This window comes from Verrucosispora sp. WMMD703 (assembly GCF_049178935.1).
Taxonomy (GTDB): domain Bacteria; phylum Actinomycetota; class Actinomycetes; order Mycobacteriales; family Micromonosporaceae; genus Micromonospora; species Micromonospora sediminimaris.
Window position 1 is genome coordinate 3,636,701 of the sequence record NZ_JBMHMM010000004.1, and the last position, 24,809, is coordinate 3,661,509.

Here is a 24,809-nt window from a genome sequence, read left to right on the forward strand (position 1 = left end):
GGTCGCCGCGACGACACGGACTCTCGACGAGCACGGATCGCGGTGCGTCACCACCGCTAAGGCATCCTAGGATCCTGGATGGCTGGTCCCGCCGCGTGCGGGACCAGCCATCCAGGCGTCAGTCGGACAGTCGTGCGGCGACGCGGCGCCTCGGGGCGGGCAGGCGATCCGCCAACGCCAGCGCGGCCCGGACCGGTACCCGGCCGAGCAACTCGTCGAACTCGGCCCGGCCCAGGCAGAACCGGGTGAACGCACGCCAGCCCGGCGGCGTGGCCAGCAACCTGTGGCAGAGCGCCGGTCGCTGGGAGAAGACGTCGAGCAGCCGCTGCCCGGCCCGCATGGCCGGGACGAGGCGCTCGGTCACCGACCGCTCGTAGCCGGCGAGATCAGCGCCGGCCACCGCCGCACCGGCAAGCTCGCCGGAGCGCAGCGCATAGCTGATCCCCTCCCTGGTCCAGGGCTCCAACAGGCCGGCGGCGTCGCCGACCACCAGCACCCGCCCGCGCCGCAGCGGCGAGTCGTCGGTCCGGCAGCGGGTCAGGTGACCCGAGTCATGGATCGGCGAGACGTGGGCCAACCCGAGACGATCGACGAACCTCCGCAGGTACTCCCGGGTCCGCTCCCCCTCCCCCCGGCCGGCGATCACACCGACGGTGAGCCGATCTCCCTTCGGGAACACCCAGGCGTACGAACCGGGCAGCGGCCCCCAGTCGAGCAGCACCCGACTCCGCCACCGGGCCTGCTCGGCCGGCGGCACCGGCAGCTCCAGCTCCAGCCCCAGATCCACCTGGCGGTGACGTACCCCGACGTGCCGTCCGCTGACCCCGGACGAGCCGTCGGCGCCGATGACCGTACGGGCCAGGAGCAGCTCGCCGTCGGCCAGTCGCAGGCGTACGACATCGGGATCCTGCTCCACCGACCGGACGGTCGCCCGCTCGCGGACCTCGGCCCCGGCGGCCACCGCGGCGGCCCGCAGCCGGTCGTCGAACTCCTCCCGGCGCACCATGCTCACCAGCGGCCCGGCGCCATGCCGGCGGGTGAAGTCGCTTCGCCCGTCGAGGGTGAACGTGACCCGGTCCACCGTGTCGTGGGCGGGTACCTCGATCCGCCCGGCCACCGCGGCGAGCGAGGTGCCGATCAAACCACCGCCGCAGGTCTTGTAGCGCGGATGCGCGGCGCGCTCGACGACAAGCGTGCGGACGCCTCGACGGGCGGCGACGGCGGCGGCGGAGAGCCCGGCAGGGCCGCCACCGATCACCACGAGTTCCCAGACGCTCACTGGTGCAGGGTAGATCAACCAGGGCGCGCGCGGCGGTAACGGTCGGCCGGGACAGGCCGCTGACGCGGGCATCTTCTCCGGCGCGCCGGGTAACCGCCGGCCGCAGACCGCCTGCCGCAGGCGGACGGAGGCGCGAGGAGGACACCATGCAAGAGGTGCGGCTGTCGGACGTCGAGGCGCGGGTGTACGACGCGGTGGCGGCCCTGGAGGCGCGCGGCCAGGTACCGTACCCGGACATGATCGCTCAGGAGTGCGGGCTGACCGAGGAGCAACTACAGACCCCGCTGCACCTGCTGACCGAGAAGAACCTGCTGCATCGGGAGGATTCGCCGATGGCCGGGCTCGACTTCGGCCCCCGCTTCTGCGCGCAACAGCTGGCATGACGGTCGGTCGCGCACCCCACGACCGCCACCTGGCCCGGCGGATGGCCGGTTGACCTCGGCGGAGCCCAACGGTTCGGCGGGGTCCGGGACCACGTCGTACGAGCGGCGGCGCTGGCAGGCCCTCGGCGTGGGGCTGGTCGCGGCGTTCATGACGCTGCTCGACATCAGCATCGTCAACGTGGCCCTGCCGTCCCTGGAGCGTGCCCTGCGGGCGGATCCGAGCGACCTGCAATGGGTGCTGTCCGGGTACGCGCTGAGCTTCGGGCTGGTTCTGGTGCCGGCGGGACGCTTCGGTGACGTCCGCGGGCGACGCAACGCGTTCGTCTTCGGCATCGCGCTGTTCACGCTGACCAGCGCGCTGGCCGGGCTGGCCCAGTCCCCCGGCTGGCTGATCGCCGCCCGGCTCCTCCAGGGCGCCGCCGCCGGGGTGGTGAACCCGCAGGTGACCGGCCTGATCCAGCAGCTGTTCGCCGGGCCCGAGCGGGGCCGACCCTTCGGCTGGCTCGGTGCCACCATCGGTATCTCCACCGCGATCGGTCCGTTGCTCGGCGGCCTGCTGATCGCCGCCGGTGGCCCGGAACACGGCTGGCGGTGGGTCTTCTTCGTCAACGTGCCGGTGGGGATCGTCGCGGTGCTGCTCGGCTGGCGGTTGCTGCCCGGCCGGATCACCCCACGCGGTGCGCAACGCCGGTTCGACCCGGTCGGCGTGCTGCTGCTCGGCATCGGCGTGACGCTCGTGCTGCTGCCGCTGGTGCAGCGCGAGCAGTGGCACGGCGCGACGAAGTGGCTGCTGATGCCCGCCGGCCTGATCACCCTCGCCGCCTTCGTCGGCTGGGAGCGCCGGTACGCCCGGCACGGCCCGCCGCTGTTCGACGTCCGGCTGTTCGGTCACCGGTCGTACTCCCTCGGCTCGACGATCGCGCTGCTCTACTTCGGCGGGTTCACCGCGATCTTCTTCATCTTCACCCTCTACCTGCAGAACGGGCGTGGCTACAGCGCCCTGGTCGCCGGTGCGGCGATTACCCCGTTCGCGCTCGGGTCAGCCGTCGCGTCCGCCGTCGGCGGGCGGCTGGTCAACAGGTACGGCCGGCCGCTGGTCGCCATCGGGCTGGTCGGCGTGGTGACCGGTCTCGGTCTCGCCGCGCTGGCCATCGAGCTGGCGCCGCGCGCGCCGGTGCCCTGGGTGACCGCGCTGCCGTTGCTGGTCGCCGGCATCGGCAGCGGCCTGGTGATCGCTCCCAACCAGACGCTGACCCTGACGCAGGTGCCGGTTCCGCAGGCCGGCAGTGGTGCCGGGATGTTGCAGACCGGGCAGCGGATCGGCTCGGCCGCCGGCATCGCGGTGGTCGGCGCGGTCTTCTTCTCCGCGCTGGCCGACGGCGCGGACGCCTGGTCCCGGGCGTTCGAACGGTCCCTGCTCACCTCGGCCGCGATCATCGCGCTGGCCCTGGTGGCGGCCGCCGTCGACATCATCGGCAACCACCGCCGCGGCCGGCCCCGCGAGCGGGGCCGGCCGGGCGGTCACTGACTGCGGTGTCACCAGAGCTGGGAGACGATGTCCGCCGCCTGCTCCTCCCACTGCGCGTAGTGGAACGGGTAGGCCGACACCTGCACCGTCTGCGCGGCGGTGGTCAGCGGCAGCTCCCGCCAGCCGCCGACGTTCTTCAGGGCCTCGAAGAAGACGGTCGAGGAGTATTCAGGATCCCGGATCTGCTCCACGCTGCCCCATCCGGTGGACGGACGCTGCTGGAACAGGCCCTGCGAGTCGTGGTCGTTCCACGCGCCGAGGTGTCCCAGGTTGTAGAGCTTCGACTCCTGCAACGCGGTGGCGATGCCGATCACGGCGCCGCGCTCACCGACACCGGTGCGCTTGGCCACCTCGATGATGGTCTTGGCGTTGTCGCGCTGGGCGTCGTCGAGCGGGACGCGCGACTGGGCGCCCTGCACACCGTGCGGGATCAGCTCGTCCCGGGTCGGCTTCCCAGCGTCCGGCTTGTCGGTGCGGCCGGCGGTGGTCAGCCCGGATTCGACGGTGACGCCGGTGCTGGTGCGACCGGTCGCCCGGTCGATCGCCGCAACCGCGCCGGCATGCGGACCGGCGGTGATCGGTGCGGCCACGGCCGTGGGGCCGAAGGCGAGTCCGGCGAGGGCGGTCACGCCCACCACGCTGAGCGCGGTCTTCCGGTTCGGGATCGTCGCGATGGCCGGGAGCCATCGAGTGAAGTCCGGCTTCACGATGGTTGCCCTTTCGATCGGGTACGAGCCGCTCGGGGTGAGCCGCTCTCGGGGGACGGGCCGAGCTGGTCGAGGTTTGCCAGCCGGCGCTATGGGGGACACAACCCGGTTGACAAGTCCGCCATTCCGGAAATGTGCTGATGGTGGTCGGCTGCGACCCAGGTCACGGCGCAGACCGGCTCGGTGGGGATGAAACGGACAGCGAGCGTCACACCTCGTACGGCTCGCCGAACCGCACCAGGACGTGCCAGAGCTGCTTGAGCTGCTGCAAGGTGTCCGTGGTCGGCCCGTGGTCGGCCCACCGGCCCGGGTCGGTCACCACCGACGCCGCGGCCCGCCCGATCAGCGCGGCGTGCAGCGGCTCACCCGCCCCGCCGAACTCGGCGTGCACCCGGGCCGCCAACGGCGGGATCGCCGGCCCACGAAACTCGGCGTCCACCCGGTCCACAGGCAACGCGAAGCCGGCGTGCCAGCGGATCGGGAAGCCGTACCGGTGGGCGGCGGCGATCAGCCTCGCCGCGGTGTCGGTGCCCCGGAACGAGGGATCGACGACCAGTTCCAGGACGTCGCGGTCCAGTCGGACCTCGCCGTGCACCTGCGCCTCGACGTAGTCGTCGAGGGCCCGGCCGGCGGCCCGGGGTGCCGCGGCCACCGCCTCACGACGACGCAGCAGTTCACCGGTCAGGGTCACCAGGTCCGTACCGGGCCGGCCCAGGCACACGCCGGTATCGGTGGTGGCGGCGATCAGGGCGGCCAGCACCGGCTCGACCACGTCGACGGTGCCGACGTCACGTGGTCCGAGGTGGCTGTCGCCGAAGCAGAAGGTGGTCCGGGCCAGTACCTCGGGACGCAGCCGCAGGTGACAGGAACCGAACCGGGGGCAGGCGCCGTCGGGGTGGTCGAGCAGATTGAGGCCGCCGTACTTCGGCCGCTCCGCCGGGCCGACGCCCGGTCGCTGGTAGGCGCCGCCGAACAGGCGCTCCTCCCAGCGGTCACGGTCCCCACCGGGGTACGCGGTGAGGCCGCCGTTGGAGATCCGCGTCTCGAACTGGTTGCGGTAGACCCCCTCGGTGGCGAGGGCCTCGGCGACCGTGCGGCCGTCTGCGCGCAGCCGGTCGGGGTGGAAGTTGAGGGTGATCCGTCCCTGCCGGCCGATCTCCGCGACGAGCCGCTCCGGTTCGTGGCGTACCCCGACGGATGCCAGCGCCCGCCCGATCACCGCCAGCGCGGCGGGACGGTCGCGCAATGCCACCCTGCGCACGTGGCGCAGTGCCGCGCGTTGCGCGGCGGTAAGTGTTGGATCGACGGACATGCCGGCAGTCTCGCCGGGACCGGCTCCTGGCCGCATCCCCGTTCTCGCGAGCCGGGCCGGGCCGGAGGCGACAGCGCCCTCAGTGCCCCCTGGCGAGCCACTGTGGCAACTGCGGCGCCTCGGCCCCGATGCTGGTGCTGTCGCCGTGCCCGGTGTGCACCATCGTCTCCGGCGGGAGGGTGAGCAGCCGGTCGCGGATCGAGTCGACGATGGTGCCGAAGTCGCTGTACGAGCGGCCGGTGGCCCCCGGCCCGCCGGCGAACAGGGTGTCGCCGGTGAAGACGGCACCCAGCTCGGGGGCGTGCAGGCAGCACGCGCCGGGGCTGTGCCCGGGGGTGTGCAGCACGGTGAGCGTGGTGCCGCCCGCCGTGATGGCCTGGCCGTCGCCGAGGGGGCCGCCCGGTGGTTCGTCGGGATGCACCATGTCCCACAGCACCCGGTCGGCGGGGTGCAGCAGCACCGGGGCGCCGGTGGCCCGGGACAGTTGCGGGGCGACCCGGACGTGGTCGTCGTGGGCGTGCGTGGCGACGATCGCGGTGACCCGCCGCCCGGCCACCACCTCGAGGATGGCGTCGACGTCGTGTGGGGCGTCGATCACGACGCACTCGGTGTCGTCGCCGACCACCCAGACGTTGTTGTCCACGTCGAAGGTCTGACCGTCGAGGGAGAAGGTGCCGGAGGTGACCGTGTGGTCGATCCGGGCGGCCATCAGAAGACCACCACCGAGCGGAGCACGTCGCCCCGGTGCATCCGGTCGAACGCCTCCTCCACCCCGTCCAGGCCGATCTCCTCGGTGACGAAGGCATCCAGGTCAAGGCGGCCCTGCAGGTACAGCTCGGTGAGCATCGGGAAGTCACGGCTGGGCAGGCAGTCGCCGTACCAGCTCGACTTGAGGGCGCCACCGCGACCGAAGACGTCCAGCAGGGGCAGTTCAACGCGCATCTCGGGTGTGGGCACGCCGACCAGCACGACGGTGCCGGCCAGGTCACGGGCGTAGAACGCCTGCTTCCAGGTCTCCGGCCGACCGACCGCGTCGATCACCACGTCGGCGCCGAAGCCGCCGGTGACGGCCTGGATCTCCGCCACCGGGTCGGCCTCGGAGGCGTTGACGGTGTGGGTGGCGCCGAACCGACGGGCCCAGTCGAGCTTGCGGGAGTCGGTGTCCACCGCGATGATCGTCGTCGCGCCGGCCAGGGCCGCGCCGGCCACCGCCGCGTCGCCGACGCCACCGCAGCCGATCACCGCCACCGAGTCACCCCGGGTCACCCCACCGGTGTTCATGGCCGCGCCGAGGCCCGCCATCACCCCGCAGCCGAGCAGCCCGACGGCGGCCGGCCGGGCCGCCGGGTCCACCTTCGTGCACTGGCCGGCGTGGACCAGGGTCTTCTCGGCGAAGGCGCCGATGCCCAGCGCCGGGGCGAGTTCGGTGCCGTCGGTGAGGGTCATCTTCCGGGCGGCGTTGTGGGTGGCGAAGCAGTACCACGGGCGTCCACGCCGGCAGGCCCGGCACACCCCGCAGACGGCCCGCCAGTTGAGCACCACGAAGTCACCGGGTGCGACCGCGTCCACGCCCTCGCCGACCTGCTCGACGATGCCGGCGGCCTCGTGGCCGAGCAGGAACGGGTAGTCGTCGTTGATGCCGCCCTCGCGGTAGTGCAGGTCGGTGTGGCAGACGCCGCACGACTGCACCCGGACCACCGCCTCGCCCGGCCCGGGGTCGGGCACCACGATCTCGGTGACCTCGACGGGCGCGCCCTTGCTGCGGGAGATGACTCCCCGTACCTGCTGGCTCACGCTGTCCTCCTACTCCGCACCGGCCCCGCGGCTCCCGCCGTCGCCGCACGGCGCGGCTGCCGCGTTCGCCTCCGGAGGCGAACCTACCGCCGCGACGACGGATCGGCACCGCTTCACCACCGCTGCCCGCGCGCGGCCGGCGGCGGACACGGGCGATCCGACCCGGCACGGCCACCACCACACCTATGGTGTGGCTGAGCACGCCGCGAGGGAGGGGTCCGTGGTCACCAGTCGGCCCGCCCGCCCGTGGCGTCGGCCGATGCGGCCCCGCCGCCGCGACGAGCCGCACCGAGCGGCGACCCCACTGGAACTCTTCTTCGACCTGTCCTTCGTGGTCGCCATTACCCAGGCCGCCGGGGAACTGCACGACGCGCTGGTCGCGGACCAGGTCTGGCACGCCGTCACCAGCTACCTGATGGTGTTCTTCGGGATCTGGTGGGCCTGGATGAACGTCACCTGGTTCGCCTCGGCGTACGACACCGACGACGACCTGTACCGGCTCACCACGCTGGTGCAGGTCGCCGGAGCGCTGATCCTGGCCGCCGGGGTGCCGCAGGCGTTCGAGGGCGCCGACTACGCGACGGTGACGCTCGGGTACGTGGTGATGCGGTTGGCCACCGTCGGCAACTGGCTGCGGGCCGCCGCCAACGACCCGGCACGTCGGCGCACTGCCCTGCGGTTCGCCGCCGGTGTCAGCGGGGTGCAGCTCGGCTGGCTGCTGCGGCTGCTGGTGCCGCCCGCGCTGGGCCCGATCTCGTTCCTCACGCTTGCCGTGGCCGATCTGCTGGTGCCGGTGGTCGCCGAACGGCGCGCGATGACCTCGTGGCATCCGCGACACATCGCCGAGCGGTACGGGCTGTTCGCCCTCATCGTGCTCGGCGAGGTGGTGCTGGCGATCGCCATGGCGGTACAGACCGGCGTGAGCAGTGGGGACGAGTGGCTGTGGCCGTTGGCCGGCGCGGGTACCGCGATCGTCTTCGCCCTCTGGTGGCTGTACTTCGACCGGCCGATCCAGGTGCCGTCGTCCCTGCGGGGCGCGCTGGCCTGGGGGTACGGGCACTACGGCGTCTTCGCCGGGCTCGGCGCGGTCGGCGCGGGCCTGGCCGTCGCGGTCGAGCACCAGCACAGTCCCGCCGAGGTCGATGGTCTGGTCGCCGGCTACGCGGTGGCGGTGCCGGTGGCGGTCGTGCTGCTGGTGCTGTGGGGGCTGCGCATGCTCCCGGTCAGGGACCGGGCGCGGCCGGTGGCGGTGCCGCTGGCCACGGCGGCGGTCCTGCTCACCCCGCTGACACCGGCGCCGGTGTACCTGGTGGCGGTAGTGCTGGTCGGGCTGGCGGCGACCCTCCGATGGCCGGCGACCGGGTCGACCGCGTCTGCGCGCCGTCGGTGACGCAGAACCTAGGCGTCAACCCGGCTCCGTGGCGGCGCGCCGGCCCGGTCGAACCGGACATTGGGGTCGGTCAGCCGGCCGTACCGCATGGGCAGCAGGTCACGCAGGTAGTTCTGGTGCAGCCGCCACGGTGCCCGGGTGCCCTGGCGGGGCAGCCTGCCGACGCCGCGGCGCACGTAACCGGAGGTTAGGCCGATCAACGGCGTACGCGGGCCTGGTGGCGGGGCGAGCGGGGTGACGATCTGGGTTCCGGTGCGGTCCAGGTGGCGCAGCAGCCGGCACACGTAGCCGGCCACCAGGTCGGCCTTGAGCGTCCAGGAGGCGTTGGTGTAACCGATGGTCATCGCGAAGTTCGGCACCCCGGAGAGCATCATTCCCTTGTACGCGACGGTCTCCGGCAGGTCCACCTCCGTCCCGTCCACCCGCAGGGTCATCCCGCCGAGGGCGAGCAGGTCCAGCCCGGTGGCGGTGACCACCACGTCGGCCGGCAGTTCCCGACCCGAGGCCAGCCGGATGCCCCGGGCGGTGAAGGTGTCCACCGTGTCGGTGGCCACCTCGGCCCGCCCGTCGGAGAGCACGGTGAACAGGTCACCGTCGGGGACCACGCACAGCCGCTGGTCCCACGGGTCGTAGCGGGGGGTGAAGTGCCGTTCGACGTCGAAGCCGGCGGGCAGCCGGCGGGCCGCCCCGCGCCGCAGCAGCCGGCGTACCAGCCCGGGGGCGCGCCGGCTGAGCTGGTAGTTGGCCGTGGCGAGCAGGATGTTCTTCCAGCGCACGGTCTGGTGCGCCAGCCGCGCCGGCAGCAGCCGCCGTACGGCGTCGGCGAGCCGGTCGCGGGAGGACAGCGCCAGCAGGTACGTCGGTGAGCGTTGCAGCATCGTCACCCGGGCCGCCCGTCGGGCCAACGCCGGCACCAGCGTCACGGCGGTGGCGCCGCTGCCGATCACCACCACCCGACGGCCGGTGAGGTCGAGGTCGGCGGGCCACTGCTGCGGATGCACGATCCGGCCGGTGAACCGCTCCTGGCCGGTGAAGTGCGGCGTGTGGCCCGCCTCGTACCGGTAGTAGCCGGTGCAGGCGTACAGGAACGAGCAGGTCAGTACGACGGTCTCGGTGGTGTCCTCGCGGCGTACGTGCACCGTCCAGCGGGCCCGGTGGCTGTCCCAGTCGGCCCGCTGGACGCGGTGCCGAAACCGGATGTGTCGGGTGACGTCGTGCTCGTCGGCCGTACGCCGCAGGTAGTCGCGGATGGTGTCGCCGTCGGCGAGGCTCTTCGGGGCGGTCCACGGCGCGAACGAGTAGCCGAGGGTGAACATGTCCGAGTCCGAACGCACCCCGGGGTAGCGGAACAGGTCCCAGGTGCCCCCGATCGCGTCGCGCGCCTCGACCAGGGCGTAGGTCCGGCCCGGGTGGCGACGCCGCAGGTGGCAGGCGGCTCCGATGCCGGAGAGACCGGCGCCGACGATGAGCACGTCGACATGCTCCCGACCCATTCCACCTCCCACCCCACGCCAACGACCGGACCCTACCCTCCCACCCACCCCCGCCGCGATCTTGCACTTTCTGCCGCCGCACAGCGACAAAAAGGGCATCCCGGCGGCCACAAGCGCAAGATCCGCGAGTCAGGAGGTGAGCAGGGCCGCCGCGGTGTCGAGCAGCGCGAGTTCGGTGGCGGTCTGGGTGGGGTTGGCGCGCCGGATCGCCAGGGCGTCGGCGACGAGCGGTACGGCATGCTCGCGGATCACCAGCAGGTAGGTCCGCAGGGCGGCAGCGGCGGCGTCGGCCATCGGCTGATCGGGGTCGACGGCGACCTGGGCGAGGATCAGCGCGGTCATGGCGACGTCCAGACCGGGTGGGCCGTGGCGCACGTTGCGCCAGTCGACGAGCACCGGACCGCTCGGCGCGAGGATGACGTTTTCCGGGTGCAGGTCCAGGTGCAGGATCCGCTCGCCTGCGGACGCGTCCGGCAGTGGTGGCACGGTGTGCAGCCGGCGGTGCAGGCCGGCGAGGATCCGGGCGGCGGCGTCGACCTCGGTCGTGCCGTCGACCAGCGCCTGGAGCATCGTCGGTCCGGTCACCCGCTGCATCACCAGGTCCGCACCGTCGGCGCGGTGCACCCGGGGTACCGGGAATCCGGCGGCGTGCAGGTGGGACATGAATCGGGCCTCGACGGCGACGTCGGTGCCGTCGCGGTAGCGGCGCAGCACCCGGCCGCCGTCGAGGGCGTACACGTCGGCGTCACGGCCGGCGGCGAAGGGGGTCGCTCCCATGGGTGGCACGGTAACCGGCAGCGCCCAGGCCACGATGGACGGCGGTCGAGGACACCGAGCGTGGTGCGCCTGTGACAGGCTGGGATGACAGCGAGGCTCGCCGGAGGTGATGGTCACGTTACGCATGCACGACCTCGTTGCCGTGCCGGACATGTCGCCGCTCGACATCGACGTGACCGTCGGCGCGACGGTCGCCCTGATCGCCCGGCCCCGGCCGGCCACGGCCGTGGCGCGGGTGGTGGCCGGGCTGGCCGCGCCGGTCACCGGCCGGATCCTGGTCGGCGGCCGCGACGTCACCGACCTGCCGCCGCTGCGCCGTCGCATCGGATACGTGCCGGCCGGCGGCGCCCTGCTGCCCCACCTCACCGTCGGCCGCAACATCTCCTACGGTCAGCGCCGACGCCGGTGGGTACGCGACGTCGCCGAGGGCTGGGCGGCCGCCCTGGTCGACCGGCTCGAACTCGCCCCCACGCTGGGTCTGCGCCCGCACCTGCTGTCCGAGGCGCAACGATTCCGGGTCGCACTCGCCCGGGCCATGGCCTGTCTGCCCGAGGTGCTGGTGGTCGACCTGCCGGCCCCGGTCGACGGGGTCTTCCTACCGGACCTGCTCCAGCGCACGGCCCCACCGGACGCCCCGGGCGTGACGGTGCTGCTCTGCTCAGCCGAGGAGGAGGTGCTGGCCGGCGTGACCGAGCGGGTGCCACTCGTCGACGACGTCCCGCCCGGCCCGGTCCAGCCGGCGGTGCGGGCATGACCGGGGCCGGGTTGCGTCGCCGTACGCTGCTGGGCGCCGCCGCGGCGGCCACCGGCGCGATGGCCGGTGGCTGTGGGCAGGGGCACCGGTCGGTGCAGGTGGCGGTCGTCTGGGCCGGCGGCGAGTTGGGCCGGTTCCGCGAGGTGGTCGCCGGCTACCCGACGACCGTGCAGGTGGTCAGCGTGGGCAACGACATCGACGCGTTTCTGACCGCGCGCCGCGCCGCCGGCACCAGTCCCGACGTGGCGATCCTGCCCCGACCCGGTCTGGTCGTCGAGTACGCCCGGCGGGGCTGGCTCAGCGAGGTGACCCCGGCGGTCAGCTACACCGCCCCGGTGGGGATGCGCGACCTGCTCAGCGTCGACGGGCGTCGCTACGGCGTCTGGGTCAAGGCGGCCCACAAGTCGTTGTTCTGGCACTTCCCGTCGATGCTGGCCGAGCCGCCCAGGTCCTGGGACGCGCTTGTGCGGTTGACCCGCCGGCTCGGCGAACGGCACCGGGCGGGTGCGGGCCCGGCCCCGTTGGCGATCGGTGCCGCCGACGGCTGGGTGCTCACCGACTGGTTCGAGAACGTGCTCGGCGACGTCGCCGACGTGGACCTGTACGCGGCGCTGGCCCGTGGTGAGGCCGACTGGCGGGGCCGGCCGGTGCGGTACGCGTTGGAGCGGCTCGCCGAGCTGTGGAGTGTGGCTGGGGCGTTCCCGGGCGGCGGGCGGCGGGCCCTGCTCACCCAGTTCGAGGAGTCGATCATTCAGGTGGTGCACCACCGCGAGGCGACCATGGTGTTCGAGGCCGACTTCGTCGACGCGGTGGTCGGCCGGTTCCGCCGGGGCACCGAGCCGCTTGCCACGTTCCGTTTCCCCGGCGCCCGGGTGGCCGACCAGCCGCTGATCGTCGGTGGCGACGCGGCGGTGGCGTTCGCCGGCTCCGACGGCGGGGCGGAGCTGGTGCGCTGGCTCAGCGACGCGGTGGCCTTCCTGCCCTGGCTCGACGCCGGGGGTTACCTCTCCCCCAACCTCGCCGTGCCGGTGGCCAGCTACCGCGACCCGTTGCGCCGGCGCCTCGCCAGCGAGCTGCGCGCCGCCGACAGCGTGCAGTTCGACCTCTCCGACCAGCTGCCCGGCACCTTCACCGGCACCGACGGGGTGGGGATCTGGCGGATCATGCAGGACTTCTTCATGAACGTGACCGACGGGGTGCCGGCCCGGGAGGCGGTCGGCCGGGCCACCGGACAGCTGGCGGAGGCGGCCCGGGCGGCGGCGGGGGGCGGCAGGTGAGCCGGGGCCCGCTGCTTGGCGAGCTGGCGGTGCTCGACGATGTCGGGCCGCCTCGACGCGGCCGGGCCTATCCGGCGGCCGGCGTCGGCTGGGCGCTGCTGGCACCGGCGGTGCTGCTGCTCGGCGGCCTGCTGGCCTGGCCGGTGCTGCGTACCGTGCACGCCAGCGTCACCACCGACGGCCGCTGGGTGGGCGGCGAACACTACCGGGCCGCCCTCGCCGCCCCCGGCACCGCCGCGGTGATCGGGCGCACCCTGCTGTGGGCGCTGCTGGTACCGACGGTGGTCACCGTCCTGGGCTATCTGCTCGCCGTGGCCTCCCGCCGTTCCCAGGAGGGCTGGCTGGTCCGGCTCATCCTGGTGGTGCCGACCGCGCTGCCGCTGGTGGTCACCGGCGTGACCTTCCGGCTGCTCTACGACCCCGACCCGGGGCGCGGGCTGGCCACCCTGCTGCTGGCCCGGGTGACCGGACGCGACCCGGAGCAGCTGCCCCAACTGCTCGGGCCGGACCTGGTCACCGTGGCGGTGATGTCGGCGTTCGTGTGGGCCTGGGTCGGGCTGGCGATGCTGGTGTTCCGGGCCGCTCTCGACGCGGTGCCGACCGGGCTCATCGACGCGGTCCGGGCCTTCGGCGGCACCCGCCGCGACGTGCTCTGGGATGCGCAGTGGCGACCGCTGCTACTGCGTACCGTCGCGGTGGTCTTCGCCCTGGTCGCGATCGGCACCAGCCGCACCTTCGACCTGATCCTGGTGATGACCCCGGGCTCGGTACGCGACGAGGCCGCGGTGCTGTCGCTGCGGATCTGGCAGACGTCCGGTGCGACGACCACCGGCGAGGGCGCCGCCCTGGGCGTCGTCTGGCTGGTCGCGGTGACCGCCGGCATGCTGGTGGTGGCCCTGTTCGTCCGGCAGGCGTGGCCGCCGCCGCAGCAGCCGGCGAGCGGCGCGGTGACCGCGCGGCCACCGCGCCGGCTGGTCCGGCTGCTCGCCGCGGGCGCGGCGATCGCCTGGCTGCTGCCGCTCGGGGTGTTGGCCGCCACGTCGTTGCAGAATCCGGTACGAGCGGCCACCGGCGGCTGGTGGTCCGGCCCGCCAGGTCTGGACTCCTACCGGGCTGTGCTCAGCGGCGCGGAGCTGTGGCGCAGCCTCGGCTTCACGCTGGTGCTCGCCGTCGTCGTCACCGCCGCGGTGCTGGGCGTCGCGCTGCTCGCCGCCTATCCGCTGGCCTGGCTGACCGGGCCGGCCGCCCAGCTCACCGGGCTGGTGCTGATGGCCGCGGTGGTGGTCCCGGTGCAGGTGATCGCCGGCCCGCTCAACGAGGTGCTCGGGCTGGCGTTGTCCTCCGGCACGGCCCGGGGCGTGGCCCTGGTGCACATCGCCCTGGGTGTTCCGTTCGCGGTGCTGGTACTGCGCAACTCCTTCGCCGACCTGCCCGCCGAGCAGGTCCGTGGCGCCCGGATCGGCGGGCGGCACTGGTGGGGCACGTTGCGCCGGTTGGCCCGGCACAACCGCACCGCGCTGGTGGCGGTGGCGGTCCTGGAGTTCGTGCAGGTGTGGAACGACCTGGTGGTGGGTCTGCTGTTCAGCGGTCCGGACGCCGCCCCGCTCGGGCTGTTCCTCGCCGGGCAGACCCGCGGCTTCGTGGCCGGCAGCGGCACGCTCGCCGCCGGTTGTGTACTCGCCTCGATCCTGCCGGTGCTGGTGTTCGTGCTGGCCCGCCGGCAGGTGGTGGCCGGGTTGGTCGCCGGGGGTGTGCGGTGACCGGGGCCCCGCCCCGGCGGGCGGGCCGGCGGTCCCGGCTGTTGAGCGTGCTGCTGGCCGCCGGCGGGGTGGTGGGCGCCGGGGTAAGCGCCGTGCTCGGCAACGTCACCGGCAACCTGCTCTCCGAGTTGTCGCTGACCGTCCTCGGCTCGGCGAGCCTGGGCCTGGCGGCGCTCGGGGTGGCCGCCTCCTTCGTGGTGGAGTGGCGGCGGCGGCAACGCGAGCAGCTACTGGCCGGCGACGAGGCCGAGGCGCAGGCGGGCAGCAGCGCACCGACGCTGCCCTGGCCGGCCGGGTACACCGGTCGGCAGGGCCAGGCGGAGGCGGTGGTGGCCATGCTCGCCCCGGAACACGCGGTGGCGGTGGTGGGCCGGCGCGCCGTCGGTACGTCCTGGTGCGCGATCCAGGCGGCGAACCTGAGCCGTGCGGACTTCCCCGACGGGCAGTACTACCTCGACCTGCGCCGAGGTGGTCGGGCCCGCTCGCCCCGGGAGGTGCTGGCCGCGCTGGCCCGCATCGTCGGCACCCGGGCGCCCCGGTCCGGTCGGCCGGACGACCTGGCCGACGCCGCCGACGAGCTGCGCGGCCAGTTGGACGGCCGCAAGGTGCTGCTGGTGCTCGACAACGTGGACTCACCGGCGCAGGTCCGGCCGCTGCTACCGCCGACCGCTCGGGCCTGCCGGCTGCTGCTGGCCGGCACCGGCCGGCTCGCCGCCGTCGACGGGGTGGTGGCGTACTGGCTGGCCGAGCCGGACGTCGACGATGCGGTGGAGATGTTCGCCGACGCCGGAGCGGCCACCGCGGTGGCCCGCCCGCACCGCCCGGACCCGCGTTCCGACCCGGCGGTACGGACCATCGTCGAGCTGTGCGGACGACAGCCGCGCACGGTGACCGAGCTGGGACGACGCAGCGCACAGCACGGCTGGCGGCCCGCCGACGTGCTGCACGCGCTGCACCGCGCCGTCGACACACCGCCGCACCAGCGGGTGGGTGTGTCACCGGTGACGGGGTTGGTCACCGCTCGCGACACCGCTTACCACGCGCTCAGCGGCGAGGCTCGCCGGCTGTGGCGGTTGCTGTCGCTGAGCCGGGTACCGCTGGACCGGGCGACCATCGCCGCGCTCGCCGGACGCCGACCACACCGGGTCGCCGCCCTGTTGGACGAGCTGGCTGACGGTGCCTTCGTCGTCGGCGCGCCCGGCGACCGGTACGAGATCCGTCCGCTGCTCGCCGGGTACGCCCGGATGCATCTGCGGGAGGCCGAGCCGGTGCACCGGCGGGTCACCGTGCAGGCGCGGCTGACCCGGCATCTGGCCCGCCGGGCCGAGCAGCAGGTGGCCGCCCTGGCGACCGGTGCTCTCGACCGCGGCCAGCGGCTGCCCGACGACGATCCGTACGGCTGGTTCGACCTGCATCAGGAGTTGCTGCTGGCGGTGGTCAAGGTGCCGGCCGGCGCGGTGGAGACCCTGCCGGGTCGGGTGCGGGACTGGTGGTTCCGGCTGGCCGTGGCGCTGTGCGGCTGGCTCGCCCACACCGAACGGCTCGACGAGTGGGAGGACGTCTGCCGGACCGTGCTGGCCAACCCCACCGCCCAGGACCGGCCGGAGATCGCCGGTTGGGCCCACAACGAGCTGGGTGTGCTGCGTCGTCGCCGGCACGACCCGTACGGTGCGGTGGCCGCGCTCAGTCTGGCGGTAGCCGGGCAGGGCCGCCGGGGCACTGCCCAGGCGCGGATGAATCTCGGGCTGGCCCTGCTCGACCTCGGCCGCACCGACGAGGCGGTGGAGCATCTGGAGCTGTCGCGGCGACACCGGGCCAGCGCCGACCGCGCCGGTCGGGCGCTCAGCGACCTCGGGCTGGGGGCGGCGCGGCTGGCGCGGCACGAGCTGGAGACCGCGCACGACCTGCTGGTACGGGCGGCAAACTCGTTCCGGTCGCTCGGCGACGCACGCGGCTACGCGGCGGCGTTGACCAATCTGGTGCTGGTCCACTCGGCGATGGGTGAGCACCTCGACGCGGCGCAGGCGTGGCGGGCCGCGCTGCGCGAGTACGAGTCGCTCGGTGACCCGACCAACCGGGCGGTGGCGCTGCTCAACGCGGGCGTGGCGTTGCTCGGCGTGGCGCCGGGACAGGCCCGTCAGGCGTACGAGTTGCTGGCCGAGAGTTGGCGGCTGCGCGAGGGTGGCCGCCCGGACGCCGGGTTGGGCCGGACGCTGTTGCACCTGGGCGACGCGGCGGCCGCGCTCGGCGACCACGAGGAGGCCCGTGGGCACTGGGCGGACGCGGCGGCGATCTGCGAGGTGGCCGGGGACGACGACGGCCAGCAGGCGGCCGACGCCCGACTGGGCGGTGAGCACCCGGCCGAGCCCCGCCCGGGGTGATCGTGGCGGCTACCCGCCGTGCTGCGCCGCCGCGACGGTGGCGATGCCCGCGTCGATGGCCGAGGCGGTGTTGGCCGCGTAGCCCAGCACCAGGCCGGGCCGGTAGGGCCGCAGGCAGTGCCAGGACAACGGCTGCACCTTCACCCCACGTGCCAGCGCCGCCGCCGCGAGTTCCGTGTCGACCACGTCGCTGTCCAGGGTGACCGTCAGGTGCAGCCCGGCCGCCGCGCCGTGGACGGTCGCCTCCGGCAGGTGCCGGGCCAGCGCGGCGGTCATCGCGTCCCGGCGGCGTACGTGCCGCCGACGCAGCAACCGCAGTTGCCGTTCGAACGCCCCGCTGGTGATCAGCTCGGCGAGCACGAGTTGGGGCAGCACGGCGTTTCCCAGGTCGGCGTTGCGTTTGGCCGCCACCACCGCGTCCCGGTAGCGGCGGGGCACCAGCAGCCAGCCGATCCGCAGTGCCGGGGCGAGCAGCTTCGACACGCTGCCGGCGTAGCACACCCGCTCGGGCAGGATGGCCCGCAGCGCGGGCACCGGCGGGCGGTCGTAGCGGTGCTCGGCGTCGTAGTCGTCCTCGATGACCAGCCCGCCCGCGCGGGTCCAGCCGGCGAGTTGGCGACGCCGTTCGCCGTCGAGCACCGCGCCGGTCGGGAACTGGTGCGCCGGGGTGAGCATCACCGCCGGCACTCCGCTGGCCGTCAGCTCGTCCACCCGCACCCCGGCAGCGTCCACCGGGATCGGCACGGTGGTCAGCCGCCAGTTGTCGAGGTGCTGACGGACGCCGAGCGAGCCCGGGTCCTCCACGCCGACCGTGGTCACGCCGTCGTCGCGCAGCGCCTGGGCCAGCAGGCCGAGCGCCTGGGAGACTCCGGTGGTGACGATGACCTCGGCCGGGTCGACGGTGATGCCCCGGTTGCGGGCCAGCCATCCGGCGACGGCCCGGCGCAGGGCCGGCGTGCCGCACGGGTCGCCGTAGCCGAGGTCGGCGGCGACCAACCGGCCGAGCACCGCCTTCTCGGCCCGCAGCCAGTCCGCGCGGGGAAACGCCGCGAGATCGGGTACGCCGGGCGTGAGGTCGATGTGGGCCGGGATGGTGCGTACCGTGTCGAAGACGTCGGTGCCGGGTGCGAGCCGGAACACGGCGGCCGGATCGACCACCCGGGCCGGCGACGCGTCGCCCGGCGGCCCGGCCGGCTCGGCGACGGCGTTGGTCGCGGTGAGGGCGCTGGCCACGACCGTCGTGCCGGCGCGGCCTCGGCCGGCGACGTGCCCGTCCTCCATCAGGCGCTGGTACGCCTCGACCACCACGCCCCGCGACACGCCCAGGTCGGCGGCGAGGGTGCGGGTGGCCGGCAGCCGGGATCCGATGGGGATCACGCCGTCGGCGATCGCCCGGCGCAGCCGGTCCGTGAGCCAGGTTGCCCGGCCTCCGGGTGGCGCCTGCCCGACGTCCAGGTGCAGGAAGTCCGCCCCGGCGTTGAGGGTCGGCTCCGCTGCCGGGCGAGGCGTCCGGCCCCGATACGCTCCGACCGTTATGGACCTGTCGACGGACATGTCTTTGGCACTGCCCATCGGACCATTCTGCCGGCAGGGTGGTGGTGAACCCATCACCGACCAGGAAGCAGTTCTCGTGACCATCGCATTCCTGCTGACCACGCTGGTGGTCGTCGTGACCCCGGGCGCCGGGGTGCTGTTCACCCTCTCCGCCGGGCTGACCGGTGGGCACCGGGCCGCGCTGCTCGCCGCCGTGAGTGGCACGTTGGCCACGTTGCCGCACCTGCTGGCGGCGGTGACCGGGCTCGCCGCGCTGCTGCACTCCAGCGCGCTGGCCTTCGACCTGATCAAGTACCTGGGCGTGGGCTACCTGCTCTGGCTGGCGGTGGCGACGGTACGCGAGCGGGGCGCGTTCACCGTTGACGACCACGGCCCCGCCCCGCCGGCCGGCCGGATCATCGGCTCGGCGGTGGCGATGAACCTGCTCAACCCGAAGTTGACGATCTTCTTCGTCGCGTTCCTGCCGCAGTTCGTTGAGCCCGGCAGCCCGGGTGCGCTCGGCCGGATGCTCGGCCTGGGTGCGGTCTTCACCGCGACGACGCTTGTGGTCTTCGTCGGCTACGGGCTCGGCGCCGCCGCCGTACGCCGGCGGGTGCTCGACCGCCCTCGGGTGGCCGACTGGTTGCGCCGGTGCTTCGCCGGGTCGTTCCTGGGGCTCGGGCTGCTGCTGGCCCGCGCCGAGGCGTGAGTGGACGAGGAGCCGAACATGTTCTTCCAGCACTCACCACAGGTGTGGGCGCAGCACCCCTCGCTCGTCGCCGGCGTGCTGTACGCCGAGGGCGTCGCCGGGAAGCCCCGCGCCGAGCTGCCGCTGGCCGAGTTGCTCGGGACGGCCCGGCGCAGGCTCGACGGGAGCACCGAGGCGACGTTCGCGGAGATCCAGGCGTGGCGGCGGGCCTTCACGCGGATGGGCCTGGCTCCCACGAAGTACCGGTGCGCGGCGGAATCGCTGCTGCGGCGGCTGCGCACGGCCGGCGACCTGCCGAGGGTGAGCCCGCTGGTGGACCTCGGCAACGCCGTCTCGGCCGCGTACGCCGTGCCGGTGGGGATCCTCGACGTCGACAGGTGTGGTGGCGGCATCGAGGTACGCCCGGCCCGGGGCGACGAGCGCTATCTGACCTTCGGTGGGGTCGAGGAGCACCCCGAGCCCGGTGAGGTGATCTTCACGGATCCGCTCGGCCGGGCCCACGCGCGCCGGTGGACCAATCGGCAGAGCGGGTGGTCGGCGGTGCGCGACGACACCCGCACCGTCCTGGTGGTGGTGGAGGCGATGCACCACCAGGCGGACCGCGATGTGCCTGCGGTGCTCGACGCGCTCGCCGCCGGGTTGCGGCACGGCTGGGGCGTCTCGGCACGCACCAGCATGTTGAGCCCGGACGCGCCTCGGTTCGAGGCGTAGCTGCCGGTCACGCTGGGCACGGGGCGGCCGGCACGGGGCGGCCGTCCCGGGTCCGCATGGGTCAGCGGGTCTCGCCCGGTGCGAGGTAGCGGTAGCCGGGCACGGTCTCGCCGAACCAGCCGTTGACGCTGGCCAGGCCACGCTCGTTGAGTTGGGCGTCGTGGATCGGCAGGACCTCGGCCGCACCGACCCCGACCGCGAAGTCGATCGCCTCGGTCAGTTTCAGCCAGGACGCCTGCGCCGGCACCAGCAGGGTCCGCACCGGCCGGTCCGGTGGGGCCAGCGAGTCGCCCGGGTGGTAGACCGTGTCGGCCACGAGGTAACCGAGGTTCGGGCAGTCGGGTTGCCCGCCGTGGATGGTGGCGTGCCGTCCGCCGACTGCGGTGACGTCGAGGCCGGCGGCGGTGAAGCGCTGACCCGGGCGCACCCGGGTCACCGTCAGCGGCGCCAGGTCCGGCAGCACGGCCCCCTCCGGCGCGAAGACCGGCACACCGAGGCCGGCGAGCCGGAGCACGTCGATGTGGTCGGTGTGCTCGTGGCTGACAAGTACGGCGTCCGCGCCGACCAGAGCCCGCGGCTCGCTCCAGGTGCCCGGGTCGATGACGAGCACGACGCCGTCGTGTTCGAGTCGGATGCAGGAGTGCGTGTACTTCGTGAGCCGCATTCCGGGACGGTACGCCGAGCAACCAGCCGCCGGGTGCCCCGCCCGGGGGCGTACGTGCCGTTGCCGGCCGACGCGCCCGGTGACGTGCGGCTTCAGCTCTGGGTCGAACGCCGCCGGCCCGCGCGACCGGCTGGCGGCCGCTCCGCCGCCGCCTCGGCCACCTGACACAGGTCGGTCAGCGGGTCGTCCGCCTGCGCCGCGCAGGCCACCCGTTGCAGCAGGTCACGCAGGGTGCCAGCCTGCTCCGGCGACAACTCCCGCAACAAGCGCGCCTCGACTGCGGCGAGGGCTTCGCGACGGTGCCGAGCAGCCGTCCGCCCGGTCTCGGTGAGGGTGACCAGGCGGCTGCGCCGGTCCGCCGGGTCGGGTCGGCGGACCACCAGCCCGGCCTGTTCCAGGTCGTCGATCAGGTACGTCAGCACCGTGCGGTCGATGCCCAGCTCCTCGGCGATGGTGCCCTGGTTGCGGGCCGGTTCCCGGTCCGCCGAGGTGAGCACCTGGTATCCGCGGGGCCCGCCGGGCAGGTCACCGACGGCATGGTCGGCGGCGCGGAGGTAGGCGCGAAATACGACACCGAGCATCCAACCGAGGTCGTCGTTGATCGGATCACTGGCCTGGGCGCCGCTCATCGGCCCACGATAGCGTAGATCACATATTTTCTTGAGCAATGATGTTCTGTGCGACATAACATTTGTCTCGGCGCGGGTCCGCGCCGCAGGACCGGAAGGACGGCCGAGATGAGCGACTACGGGCACCCACTGACCTTCGGGTCGTTTCTCACGCCCGGCAACGCCGACCCGACCCGGCCGGTCGGCCTGGCCATGCTCTCCGAGCAGGTCGGGCTCGACCTGGTGACGTTTCAGGACCACCCGTACCAGCCGGCGTTCCTGGACACCTGGACACTGCTCAGCTTCGTCGCGGCTCGCACCGAACGGGTACGCCTGTCCGCCAACGTCACCAATTTGCCGTTGCGCCCGCCGGCCGTGCTCGCCCGGGGCGTGGCCAGCCTCGACCTGCTCAGCGGCGGCCGGATGGAACTCGGCCTCGGCGCTGGCGCGTTCTGGGACGCCATCGAGGCGATGGGGGGCCGACGCCTCTCTCCCGGTCAGGGGGTACGCGCCCTGGAGGAGGCGATCGAGATCATCCGCCAGATCTGGAACGTCGACGCCCCGGGCGGCGTCCGGGTTCCCGGCGAGTTCCACCGGGCGGTCGGCGCCAAACGCGGGCCGGCCCCGGCCCACGACGTCGGTATCTGGCTCGGCGCCTACAAGCCGCGCATGCTGGCGTTGACCGGGCGGCGGGCGGACGGCTGGCTACCGTCGCTGGCCTACCTGCAACCCGGCGATCTGGCCCGGGGCAACACCATCATCGACGAGGCCGCCGCGGACGCCGGACGCTCCCCCGCCGACGTGCGGCGACTGCTCAACGTCAACGGACGGTTCGCGGCCACCGGACGTGGCCCGCTGGACGGTCCGACCGAGCAGTGGGCCGAGGAACTCGCCGACCTGGCCCTCACCGAGGGGATCAGCACGTTCATCCTGGCCAGCGATGATCCGGACGATCTGCGGCGGTTCGCCGCCGAGGTGGCACCGGCCACCCGGGAACTGGTCGCCGCCGAACGCGCCGACCCCCCGACCGGTGCCCCGACCGACCGGACCCGCACCGGGGCCGACCCGGCCGGCGCCACCGGCGGCACGCGCCGCCACACCACGTCGGCCGGGCCGACCGGCCGCCCGGCCCCGGTCGGTGCGGCACCGTTCGCCGTGGTGCCGACACCCGATGACGGCGTACGCCGCAGCGACGTGCGGGTGTGGGACGAGGCCGCCCGACCGGCCGGACCAGCCCCGGACCCGCAGCGCACCTACACGGCGCACGACCAGGCGGGCGCGCAGCACCTGATCGACGTGCACGACGGTCTACGCGCCGAGCTGGCCCAGATCCACGACCTGATCGAGCAGGTCGCGGCCGGTCTGATCGACGTGGGTACGGCCCGCTCGCACATCAACACGATGACCATGCGGCAGAACAAGTGGACGTTGGGCACCTACTGCGAGTCGTACTGCCGGGTGGTCACCACCCACCACACGATCGAGGACCGGTCGCTCTTTCCGCACCTGCGGCGGGCCGACCCACGACTCGCACCGGTCATCGACCGGCTCGAGGAGGAACACCACGCCATCCACGACGTGCTGGAGGGCGTCGACCGGGCGCTTGTCGCCTTCGTGGCCACCCCGGACGGGATGGCCGACCTGCGCGCCGCGGTGGACCTGCTCAGCGACACGCTGCTGTCTCACCTGTCCTACGAGGAACGCGAACTGGTCGAACCGATCGCCCGGCTCGGCGCGCACTAGGCATCATCGAGCAATGCAGCCAGCTCGGGGACACCGGTGCGTACCGCACACCGCCGACGTGCGGATCGAGGCGTGGGCACCGGACCGGGCCGGTTGTGTCGCCGAGGCGGTCGCCGCGCTGGTCGGGTCGTTCACCGACCCCGGCGCGGCCCGTCCCCGTGCCGAACGGGTGTTCCACGCGCCGCCCGCTGCCGACGGTGACCTGCTGGTGGCTGTCCTCGACGAGGTGATCTTCCGGATGGAGACGACCGACGAGCTGCCGCTGGCGACCGAGGTGATCGACGACGGAGTCGACGGGCTGCTGGTGCGCTGGCACACCTGCGCCACCACCGACCTGGAGCTCACCGGCGCGGTACCCAAGGCGGTCTCGCTGCACGAGCTGCGCTTCGGTCCGGACGGAACCGGCTGGTCCTGTGCGGTGACGCTGGACGTGTGACGTCACCCGCTGGCCGACACCGGCCACGAACCGTCGGGCAGGTGCCGCTCAGCCCTTCACCACGCCGAGCGGGACCAATCGGGCCACCTTGCGGCACAGGCCGGCGCCCTCGGCGGCCTCGACCACAGCCGTGATGTCCTTGTACGCCGACGGCATCTCCTCGGCCAGGCCGCGCCGCGACGCTCCGCGTACCGCGATGTCCTGCGCCTCCAACTGGCCGCGCGGGTCGGTGCCGCGCCCGGCGGAGACGGCCTGCTTGCGACTGCGCACCCGGCCCGCCCCGTGGCAGGTGGAGGCCCAGGCGGGCGAACCGCTCACCCCGGTCAGCACGTACGAGCCGGTGCCCATCGAGCCGGGGATGAGCACCGGCTGGCCGGCGTCGCGCAGGTCCTCGGGCAACTCGGGGTGCCCCGGCGGCAAGGCACGGGTGGCCCCCTTGCGGTGGACGCACAGCCGGCCCGCGACCCCCGCCACGACATGTTCCTCGATCTTGGCGAGGTTGTGCGAGACGTCGTAGACCAGGTCGAGTCGCCGACCGGTCTGCCGCCTGAAGATCTGCCCCGCCGCGTGGGCTAGTAACTGCCGGTTGGCCCGAGCGTAGTTGGCCGCCGCGGCCATCGCGCCCAGGTAGGCACGTCCTTCGGCGGAGGCGACCGGCGCACAGGCGAGCTGCCGGTCCGGTACCCGGATGCCGTGCCGGTCCATCACCCGCTCCATGATCCGCACGTGATCGGTGCAGATCTGGTGGCCCAGGCCCCGCGAACCGCAGTGGATCATCACGCAGACCTGGCCGGTACGCAGCCCGAACGCCTCGGCCACCGGCTCGTCGTACACCTGCTCGACGGCCTGTACCTCCAGAAAGTGGTTGCCGGAGCCGAGACTGCCCACCTGGCGCGCGCCGCGCTCGATCGCCCGCTCGCTGACCTGGGTCGGGTCGGCCTCGTCCACCGCGCCGTGGTCCTCGCACCGGTCCAGGTCCCGCTCCACGCCGAAGCCACGCCGCACCGCGTACCGGGAGCCGCCGCGCAGCACCGCGTCCAGTTCGTCGCGGCTGGTCAGCTGCCACACCGCCCCGCTGCCCATGCCCCGGGGGGTGGCCGCGCCGAGCCCGTCCATCACCGCGTCCAGGTGCGGGCGTAGTTCGTCGCGGCCCAGGTCGGCGGCGAGCAGCCGGACCCCGCACGAGATGTCGAATCCGACACCGCCCGGCGAGACCACCCCACCCGCCTCGACGTCGGTGGCGGCGACCCCGCCGATCGGGAAGCCGTAGCCCCAGTGCAGGTCCGGCATCGCGTACGAGGCGTCGACGATGCCGGGCAGGGTGGCCACGTTGGCGACCTGTTCCAGCGACCGGTCCGCCGCCGGGTCGGGCAGCAGGGACCGGGACGCGAAGACCACTCCGGGCACCCGCATCGGGTCACGCCGTTCGATCCGGAACCGGTACGGCGACTCCTCGACCACCTCCATCGAGGGCAGCTACCCGTGTTCGCCGCCCCTACACCTGCGGCGGCCGACCATCGCCCAGGGACGTGCCGGACAGTCGCGGCGGTACGTCGAAAGGCGACCCTCA

The 24,809-nt window shown here is 73.7% G+C and carries 22 protein-coding genes; 11 read left to right on the forward strand and 11 right to left on the reverse strand.

The window, feature by feature from the left end; all coding sequences use genetic code 11:
- Positions 1-118 precede the first annotated feature (118 nt).
- Entirely contained in the window at positions 119-1,279 is a 1,161-nt protein-coding gene (locus tag ACN26Z_RS17205; RefSeq protein WP_421462261.1) for a geranylgeranyl reductase family protein, read from the reverse strand.
- Between the two features lie 146 nt (positions 1,280-1,425).
- Here ACN26Z_RS17205 and ACN26Z_RS17210 point away from each other — a divergent pair, with 146 nt between their 5' ends.
- Both ACN26Z_RS17210 and ACN26Z_RS17215 read left to right on the forward strand, forming a co-directional pair.
- A complete protein-coding gene (locus tag ACN26Z_RS17210) occupies positions 1,426-1,662 on the forward strand; it encodes a hypothetical protein (RefSeq protein WP_093405548.1) in 237 nt (78 codons plus the stop codon).
- Positions 1,663-1,711: 49 nt separating this feature from the next.
- Complete coding sequence (locus tag ACN26Z_RS17215) at positions 1,712-3,190, forward strand: MFS transporter (protein ID WP_421462263.1); 1,479 nt, start codon at positions 1,712-1,714, stop codon at positions 3,188-3,190.
- 8 nt (positions 3,191-3,198) lie between these two features.
- Here ACN26Z_RS17215 and ACN26Z_RS17220 read toward each other — a convergent pair whose 3' ends face one another.
- The 4 genes from ACN26Z_RS17220 to ACN26Z_RS17235 all read right to left on the reverse strand — a co-directional run bounded on the left by ACN26Z_RS17220 (position 3,199) and on the right by ACN26Z_RS17235 (position 7,003).
- Positions 3,199-3,897, reverse strand: a complete 699-nt coding sequence (locus ACN26Z_RS17220; RefSeq protein ID WP_282238412.1) for a hypothetical protein — start codon at positions 3,895-3,897, stop codon at positions 3,199-3,201.
- A 208-nt stretch (positions 3,898-4,105) separates the two neighbouring features.
- Positions 4,106-5,209, reverse strand: coding sequence for a DUF3626 domain-containing protein (locus tag ACN26Z_RS17225; RefSeq protein ID WP_421462265.1), 1,104 nt, complete (start codon positions 5,207-5,209; stop codon positions 4,106-4,108).
- A 79-nt stretch (positions 5,210-5,288) separates the two neighbouring features.
- A complete protein-coding gene (locus ACN26Z_RS17230; RefSeq protein WP_421462267.1) occupies positions 5,289-5,918 on the reverse strand; it encodes an MBL fold metallo-hydrolase in 630 nt (209 codons plus the stop codon).
- On the reverse strand, positions 5,918-7,003 hold the full coding sequence (locus ACN26Z_RS17235) for an S-(hydroxymethyl)mycothiol dehydrogenase (protein WP_421462269.1): 1,086 nt from the start codon (positions 7,001-7,003) through the stop codon (positions 5,918-5,920). Before ACN26Z_RS17235 ends, ACN26Z_RS17230 begins: the two co-directional genes overlap by 1 nt.
- Positions 7,004-7,223: 220 nt before the next feature.
- Here ACN26Z_RS17235 and ACN26Z_RS17240 point away from each other — a divergent pair, with 220 nt between their 5' ends.
- The gene (locus ACN26Z_RS17240) at positions 7,224-8,393 is read left to right on the forward strand and encodes a low temperature requirement protein A (RefSeq protein WP_421462271.1); all 1,170 of its coding nucleotides are present in this window, start codon (positions 7,224-7,226) and stop codon (positions 8,391-8,393) included.
- Positions 8,394-8,401: 8 nt separating this feature from the next.
- Here ACN26Z_RS17240 and ACN26Z_RS17245 read toward each other — a convergent pair whose 3' ends face one another.
- Positions 8,402-9,886: a flavin-containing monooxygenase gene (locus tag ACN26Z_RS17245; RefSeq protein WP_421462273.1), complete on the reverse strand. Its 1,485-nt coding sequence runs from the start codon at positions 9,884-9,886 to the stop codon at positions 8,402-8,404.
- Positions 9,887-10,015: 129 nt separating this feature from the next.
- Entirely contained in the window at positions 10,016-10,663 is a 648-nt protein-coding gene (locus tag ACN26Z_RS17250) for a phosphotransferase (protein ID WP_282238408.1), read from the reverse strand.
- A 124-nt stretch (positions 10,664-10,787) separates the two neighbouring features.
- Between ACN26Z_RS17250 and ACN26Z_RS17255 the strand changes: the two genes are divergently transcribed.
- Genes ACN26Z_RS17255 through ACN26Z_RS17270 form a run of 4 tightly spaced genes read left to right on the forward strand, consistent with a single transcriptional unit; the run spans position 10,788 to position 16,835 of the window.
- Positions 10,788-11,417 carry an ATP-binding cassette domain-containing protein gene (locus tag ACN26Z_RS17255; RefSeq protein ID WP_421462276.1) on the forward strand — a complete coding sequence of 210 codons (630 nt, stop codon included), beginning with the start codon at positions 10,788-10,790 and terminating at the stop codon, positions 11,415-11,417.
- Positions 11,414-12,694, forward strand: coding sequence for an extracellular solute-binding protein (locus tag ACN26Z_RS17260; RefSeq protein WP_421462278.1), 1,281 nt, complete (start codon positions 11,414-11,416; stop codon positions 12,692-12,694). Before ACN26Z_RS17255 ends, ACN26Z_RS17260 begins: the two co-directional genes overlap by 4 nt.
- Positions 12,691-14,454 carry an ABC transporter permease subunit gene (locus ACN26Z_RS17265; protein ID WP_421462280.1) on the forward strand — a complete coding sequence of 588 codons (1,764 nt, stop codon included), beginning with the start codon at positions 12,691-12,693 and terminating at the stop codon, positions 14,452-14,454. Before ACN26Z_RS17260 ends, ACN26Z_RS17265 begins: the two co-directional genes overlap by 4 nt.
- Complete coding sequence (locus tag ACN26Z_RS17270) at positions 14,451-16,835, forward strand: tetratricopeptide repeat protein (protein WP_421462282.1); 2,385 nt, start codon at positions 14,451-14,453, stop codon at positions 16,833-16,835. Before ACN26Z_RS17265 ends, ACN26Z_RS17270 begins: the two co-directional genes overlap by 4 nt.
- 9 nt (positions 16,836-16,844) lie before the next feature.
- On the opposite strand, the gene ACN26Z_RS17275 is transcribed toward ACN26Z_RS17270, so the two are convergent.
- Positions 16,845-18,407: a PLP-dependent aminotransferase family protein gene (locus ACN26Z_RS17275; protein ID WP_421462284.1), complete on the reverse strand. Its 1,563-nt coding sequence runs from the start codon at positions 18,405-18,407 to the stop codon at positions 16,845-16,847.
- A 58-nt stretch (positions 18,408-18,465) separates the two neighbouring features.
- Between ACN26Z_RS17275 and ACN26Z_RS17280 the strand changes: the two genes are divergently transcribed.
- Both ACN26Z_RS17280 and ACN26Z_RS17285 read left to right on the forward strand, forming a co-directional pair.
- Positions 18,466-19,077 (forward strand): LysE family translocator, encoded by a 612-nt coding sequence (locus ACN26Z_RS17280; protein ID WP_421462286.1) that lies wholly within the window; start codon positions 18,466-18,468, stop codon positions 19,075-19,077.
- 18 nt (positions 19,078-19,095) lie between these two features.
- On the forward strand, positions 19,096-19,788 hold the full coding sequence (locus ACN26Z_RS17285) for a B3/4 domain-containing protein (RefSeq protein ID WP_282238401.1): 693 nt from the start codon (positions 19,096-19,098) through the stop codon (positions 19,786-19,788).
- Positions 19,789-19,849: 61 nt separating this feature from the next.
- Here the strand turns inward: ACN26Z_RS17285 and ACN26Z_RS17290 are convergent, their stop codons facing one another.
- Together ACN26Z_RS17290 and ACN26Z_RS17295 are read right to left on the reverse strand one after the other, a co-directional pair.
- On the reverse strand, positions 19,850-20,452 hold the full coding sequence (locus ACN26Z_RS17290) for an MBL fold metallo-hydrolase (RefSeq protein ID WP_421462289.1): 603 nt from the start codon (positions 20,450-20,452) through the stop codon (positions 19,850-19,852).
- Positions 20,453-20,544: 92 nt separating this feature from the next.
- On the reverse strand, positions 20,545-21,081 hold the full coding sequence (locus ACN26Z_RS17295; RefSeq protein ID WP_421462291.1) for a MarR family winged helix-turn-helix transcriptional regulator: 537 nt from the start codon (positions 21,079-21,081) through the stop codon (positions 20,545-20,547).
- A 108-nt stretch (positions 21,082-21,189) separates the two neighbouring features.
- Between ACN26Z_RS17295 and ACN26Z_RS17300 the strand changes: the two genes are divergently transcribed.
- The gene (locus tag ACN26Z_RS17300; RefSeq protein ID WP_421462293.1) at positions 21,190-22,803 is read left to right on the forward strand and encodes an LLM class flavin-dependent oxidoreductase; all 1,614 of its coding nucleotides are present in this window, start codon (positions 21,190-21,192) and stop codon (positions 22,801-22,803) included.
- Positions 22,804-22,816: 13 nt separating this feature from the next.
- A complete protein-coding gene (locus tag ACN26Z_RS17305) occupies positions 22,817-23,239 on the forward strand; it encodes an archease (RefSeq protein ID WP_421462295.1) in 423 nt (140 codons plus the stop codon).
- A 48-nt stretch (positions 23,240-23,287) separates the two neighbouring features.
- On the opposite strand, the gene ACN26Z_RS17310 is transcribed toward ACN26Z_RS17305, so the two are convergent.
- On the reverse strand, positions 23,288-24,706 hold the full coding sequence (locus ACN26Z_RS17310) for an RtcB family protein (RefSeq protein ID WP_421462297.1): 1,419 nt from the start codon (positions 24,704-24,706) through the stop codon (positions 23,288-23,290).
- Between the last annotated feature and the right edge of the window lie 103 nt (positions 24,707-24,809).

Bases quoted from the DNA above. Each gene is read 5' to 3' on its own strand.
- ACN26Z_RS17300 (WP_421462293.1), top strand. From the start codon at position 21,190: ATGAGCGACTACGGGCACCCACTGACCTTCGGGTCGTTTCTCACGCCC.
- ACN26Z_RS17285 (WP_282238401.1), top strand. From the start codon at position 19,096: ATGTTCTTCCAGCACTCACCACAGGTGTGGGCGCAGCACCCCTCGCTC.
- ACN26Z_RS17225 (WP_421462265.1), bottom strand. From the start codon at position 5,209: ATGTCCGTCGATCCAACACTTACCGCCGCGCAACGCGCGGCACTGCGC.
- ACN26Z_RS17290 (WP_421462289.1), bottom strand. From the start codon at position 20,452: ATGCGGCTCACGAAGTACACGCACTCCTGCATCCGACTCGAACACGAC.
- ACN26Z_RS17310 (WP_421462297.1), bottom strand. From the start codon at position 24,706: ATGGAGGTGGTCGAGGAGTCGCCGTACCGGTTCCGGATCGAACGGCGT.
- ACN26Z_RS17260 (WP_421462278.1), top strand. From the start codon at position 11,414: ATGACCGGGGCCGGGTTGCGTCGCCGTACGCTGCTGGGCGCCGCCGCG.
- ACN26Z_RS17305 (WP_421462295.1), top strand. From the start codon at position 22,817: ATGCAGCCAGCTCGGGGACACCGGTGCGTACCGCACACCGCCGACGTG.
- ACN26Z_RS17230 (WP_421462267.1), bottom strand. From the start codon at position 5,918: ATGGCCGCCCGGATCGACCACACGGTCACCTCCGGCACCTTCTCCCTC.
- ACN26Z_RS17250 (WP_282238408.1), bottom strand. From the start codon at position 10,663: ATGGGAGCGACCCCCTTCGCCGCCGGCCGTGACGCCGACGTGTACGCC.
- ACN26Z_RS17245 (WP_421462273.1), bottom strand. From the start codon at position 9,886: ATGGGTCGGGAGCATGTCGACGTGCTCATCGTCGGCGCCGGTCTCTCC.
- ACN26Z_RS17255 (WP_421462276.1), top strand. From the start codon at position 10,788: ATGCACGACCTCGTTGCCGTGCCGGACATGTCGCCGCTCGACATCGAC.
- ACN26Z_RS17295 (WP_421462291.1), bottom strand. From the start codon at position 21,081: ATGAGCGGCGCCCAGGCCAGTGATCCGATCAACGACGACCTCGGTTGG.
- ACN26Z_RS17210 (WP_093405548.1), top strand. From the start codon at position 1,426: ATGCAAGAGGTGCGGCTGTCGGACGTCGAGGCGCGGGTGTACGACGCG.
- ACN26Z_RS17275 (WP_421462284.1), bottom strand. From the start codon at position 18,407: ATGGGCAGTGCCAAAGACATGTCCGTCGACAGGTCCATAACGGTCGGA.